Source organism: Bradyrhizobium sp. (genome assembly GCF_050014615.1).
In the GTDB taxonomy this organism is placed as follows: Bacteria; Pseudomonadota; Alphaproteobacteria; order Rhizobiales; family Xanthobacteraceae; genus Bradyrhizobium.
Genome location: NZ_JBEKCZ010000313.1, coordinates 1 through 4,174, shown reverse-complemented (window position 1 = coordinate 4,174; position 4,174 = coordinate 1). Strand labels below are relative to the sequence as shown.

General features: G+C 64.3%; 4 protein-coding genes and 1 tRNA gene. 3 read left to right on the top strand and 2 right to left on the bottom strand.

Annotated features, from left to right (window positions below):
• Position 1: 1 nt before the first annotated feature.
• Together ABR948_RS28700 and ABR948_RS28695 are read right to left on the bottom strand one after the other, a co-directional pair.
• Positions 2 to 78: transfer RNA gene (locus tag ABR948_RS28700), tRNA-Arg, on the bottom strand.
• A 131-nt stretch (positions 79 to 209) separates the two neighbouring features.
• A complete protein-coding gene (locus ABR948_RS28695) occupies positions 210 to 1,691 on the bottom strand; it encodes an ATP-binding protein (protein WP_428124552.1) in 1,482 nt (493 codons plus the stop codon).
• 497 nt (positions 1,692 to 2,188) lie between these two features.
• Here ABR948_RS28695 and rpmH point away from each other — a divergent pair, with 497 nt between their 5' ends.
• The 3 genes from rpmH to yidC all read left to right on the top strand — a co-directional run.
• Positions 2,189 to 2,323: a 50S ribosomal protein L34 gene (rpmH, locus tag ABR948_RS28690; protein ID WP_006609582.1), complete on the top strand. Its 135-nt coding sequence runs from the start codon at positions 2,189 to 2,191 to the stop codon at positions 2,321 to 2,323.
• Between the two features lie 26 nt (positions 2,324 to 2,349).
• Positions 2,350 to 2,820 carry a ribonuclease P protein component gene (gene rnpA / locus ABR948_RS28685; protein WP_428124549.1) on the top strand — a complete coding sequence of 157 codons (471 nt, stop codon included), beginning with the start codon at positions 2,350 to 2,352 and terminating at the stop codon, positions 2,818 to 2,820.
• Between the two features lie 13 nt (positions 2,821 to 2,833).
• On the top strand, positions 2,834 to 4,174 hold a 1,341-nt coding region (gene yidC / locus ABR948_RS28680; protein ID WP_428124547.1), incomplete at its 3' end, for a membrane protein insertase YidC.

The window sequence follows — 4,174 nt, the reverse complement described above, 5'->3', positions numbered from 1 at the left end:
ATGGCGCGCCCGAAGAGATTCGAACTCCTGACCCCCAGATTCGTAGTCTGGTGCTCTATCCAGCTGAGCTACGGGCGCGTTTTTCGCAGGCATTTCAGGGCGCAAGGCCCAAAGCTGCCGCATGCATTCGGGATGCGTTTTCTGCAGGTCGCGAAAGCGCGCCATAGCTACCGGCTCCGGCCCGGCTTGGCAAGGTCCGGAATGGGCCCTTAAGCCCGCGCCCGCTCGTTGCGGATGCTCAGCAGTTCCACCGGCCGGTCCGGTATCACGATCCGGAAGGTGGCGCCGATGGTGCCCTCCACCAGATGGATGTCGCCGCCATGGGCGCGGACCAGTTCGGCGGCGATCGCGAGCCCAAGCCCGCTGCCACCCGGCCGGCCCGAGGTCTGGAACGCCTCGAACAGATGGTCGCGGGCCCTGTCGGGCACGCCGGGACCGGTGTCGGAAACCTCGACGATCGCAACCGCCCCCTCGCGGCGTCCGGTGATGCGAATCTGCATGGTCGCGGCGTCGCTGCGGGTCCGGCCTTCGAGCGCCTGCGCCGCGTTGCGTACCAGGTTGAGCAGCACCCGGAACAGCTGATCGGGATCGGCGTCGATGGTCAGCCCGCGCTCGATCGCGCTGATCCAGGAGATCGACGCATCGGAGGCGAGCCCGGCGGATTCGCGCACCTCGGCCACGACCGGCTCGATCAGCATCATCCGGCGGTCCGGGGCGGCTTCCTGCGCCCGGCCATAGGACAGCGTCGACTGGCAGAACGCGATGGCGCGCTCCAGCGAGCGCATCAGTTTCGGCGCAAAGCGCTGCACCCGCGGATCGGGCACGCTGGCGAGCTGGTCCGACAGCAGTTGCGAGGAGGCCAGCAGGTTGCGCAAATCGTGGTTGATCTTCGACACCGCGAGGCCGAGCGCCGCGAGCCGGCTCTTCTGATGCAGCATCGACACCAGATCGCGCTGCATGTCGGACAATTCACGCTCCGCGACGCCGATCTCGTCGCCCCGATGCGACGGCACGATGATCCGCGCCGAGCTTTCGGGATTCTCGTGAAAGTCGACAAGGTTGGCGGTCAGCCGCCGCATCGGCCGCACGAACAGGAAATGCAGCGCGAGATAGACCAGCGCCGCGGTCACGATCGCGATCACCAGCGCGACCAGCAGCACGTTGCGGGAGAATCGATACATCGCCAGCCGCAGCGGCGCCTCGTCGATCACGACCTCGATGAACTGACCTCCGCCCGGCGTCGGGCCGATGACGCGGATCGCCTGATTGCCGCTTTCCAGCATGATTTCGAAGGAATCGACGATCGCCGACCACACCGTCAGCGAGCGCATATCGACGTCATGGTCGATCGCCTGCGGCAAACCGGTGCTGGCCAGAAGCCGGCGCTGCTGCCCCATCTTGATGGCCACCGCGCGCGCGCCGATGCTGCCGAGGATCTGCCGCGCCAGCGTCTCCGGAACCAGCCCGGACGGGGCGGCATCCAGCACCAGGGCCGCGGTATTCGCCGCCGCCAGCCGGTCGTTCAGCCGGTTCATCCGGAAGTTCGCGATCGCGGGCACATAAATCAGAATTTCCGCGATCATGACCAACGGAATGGTGAGCAGCAACAGCTTGCCGGACAGGCCGAGCCGCCGCGACAGCTTGGGCCGCGGCTGTTCCGTAGTCGGCTGCTCGTCGGTCCCTGGCACCATATTGCCTTTGATAGCTGCGTTTGCCGCCTCGTGTTTTGGCGGCGTGATGCTTCGAACATGCATTGTGCACCGCAACCGGTCAAATAAATGACCGTTTAAGATGACAGGTTAAATATGGAACGTACCTGTCATTTTTCGATCCGGCGCACACCCGGAACCCGGGTTTATCCGAATTTGCCCCTAACGTGGCCCAAACCGGCGGTCACCGGCTTGGCTGGTCGGCCTAATCCTCGCACGTAAAACACCGCGATTATCGATTTATTCGTCCGAATTGTGCCGTTTCGAAGGACCCTGATTGAGGCTCCCGGCCACATTGACGAAAACAGGTCGCTCCCGTATAAGCCGCGCCAACTGTCCGCGATGATCCGGTTCGACCGGAGCGGCTCGATTTGGGCCGGAAACGGCCTGCTTTGGGCCTGCCAGCATCGGCGGACTTACCTCAATATCAGGCAAGTTGTCGGTGTGACCGGCAACGACTTGTCAGCGGAGAACAACCCGTGAAGCGGACTTATCAACCCAGCAAACTGGTGCGCAAGCGCCGTCACGGCTTCCGTGCTCGCCTTGCCACGACCGGTGGCCGCAAGGTTCTCGCCGCGCGCCGCGCGCGGGGCCGCAAGCGCCTGAGCGCCTGAACCGGGCCTCCCGGAGAGATCTCATCATGGATCGGCTAAGGCAGCGGGCGGACTTCCTCGCCGTTGCCAATGGCGTACGGATCAACGCTGCCGCCTTCGTGGTGCAAAGCCGCCGTCGCGACGATGACGGCCCGGTCCGGGTGGGATTCACCGTTACCAGGAAGCACGGCACCGCGACCGAGCGCAATCGCATCCGGCGCAGGCTTCGCGAACTGGTGAAGCGGCTGGACGTCATATCCATGCGACCGCACAGTGATTATGTGCTAGTCGGCCGTCGGGCCGCTTTGAACCGCGACTTTGCGACCATGCTCGACGATCTCCGCGCGGCGCTCCATCGCCTCGACCGGCAGCCTTTGAAAGCGCGCGACGCCAAGGACACCAAGGCGGTTTCGGGCGAAACGGATGCCGATTCGCGTGAAGAGCGCGCGTCAAGACAACATCGACCCTCGGTTCCGGCCTCAGCCGGAACCGAACGGGCTCACCATCGAACTGAATGACGAGACCTGAACGATGACCGACAATCGCAACACCATCCTCGCCGTCATTCTGTCCGGCCTCGTGCTGCTCGGCTGGCAATATTTCTTCAACATTCCGCAGATGGAAAAGCAGCGCGCCGCGCAGCTGGCCCAGAGCGAGCTGGTGAAGCCCGCGCCGGACGCCGGCGCCACCGCGACCCCGCAGACCGGCGCTGCGCCGGCGCCCTCGGCCAATGCGCCGGCGGCCATTCAGCCCGGCTCGACCGCGGCGATCGTCAGCCGCGATGCCGCCATTGCCGCAGGCCCCCGCGTCCGGATCGACACCCCGCGCCTCACCGGCAGTATCTCATTGAAGGGCGCGCGCATCGACGACCTGTCGCTGGTGCAGTTCCGCGACACCGTCGACCCGACGTCGCCGGCGATCGTGCTGTATTCGCCCTCGGGCACCGAGACGCCTTATTATGCCGAATTCGGCTGGGTCGCGGCCAGCGGTTCGGCGGCCAAGCTTCCCGACCAGACTACGCTGTGGCAGCAGGAAGGCACCGGCAGCCTTTCGCCGTCGAACCCGGTCACGCTGAAATATGACAATGGCGACGGCCTCACCTTCCGCCGCACCATCGCGATCGACGACCGCTATCTGTTCACCATCAAGGACGACGTCACCAATGTCGGCAATGCGCCGGTCACGCTCTATCCGTTCGCGCTGATCTCGCGGCACGGCACCCCGAAGGTCTCGGGCTACTACATCCTGCACGAAGGTCTGATCGGCTATCTCGGCGACCAGGGCCTGCAGGAATATCCCTACAAGAAAATCGACGACGCCAAGGCGGTCAGCTTCAAGGTCACCAATGGCTGGCTCGGCATCACCGACAAATACTGGGCGTCGGCGCTGCTGCCGGACACCAGCGCCCAGTTGCAGGCGCGATTCTCGTCCAATCTGGTCGGCACGGTGCGGACCTACCAGACCGACTATCTGCAGGATGCGCAGACCGTCGCGATCGGCGGCACCGGCAGCGCCAATGCACGGCTGTTCGCCGGCGCCAAGGAAGCCAGCGTCGTCGGTATCAACTTTCCGCTGGTCGGCCTCGGCGGCTACACCAAGCAGCTCGATCTCAACCATTTCGATCTTCTGATCGACTGGGGCTGGTTCTATTTCATCACCAAGCCGATGTTCCTGGCGCTGGACTTCTTCTATCACCTGGTCGGCAATTTCGGCATCGCCATCCTCCTGGTGACGGTGCTGGTGAAGCTGTTGTTCTTCCCGCTGGCCAACAAATCCTACGCGTCGATGGCGAAGATGAAATCGGTGCAGCCGCAACTGGCCGCGCTGAAGGAGCGCTATCCCGACGACAAGGTGAAGCAGCAGCAGGAGATG

Bases quoted from the DNA above. Each gene is read 5' to 3' on its own strand.
- ABR948_RS28695 (WP_428124552.1), bottom strand. From the start codon at position 1,691: ATGGTGCCAGGGACCGACGAGCAGCCGACTACGGAACAGCCGCGGCCC.
- rnpA (WP_428124549.1), top strand. From the start codon at position 2,350: ATGGATCGGCTAAGGCAGCGGGCGGACTTCCTCGCCGTTGCCAATGGC.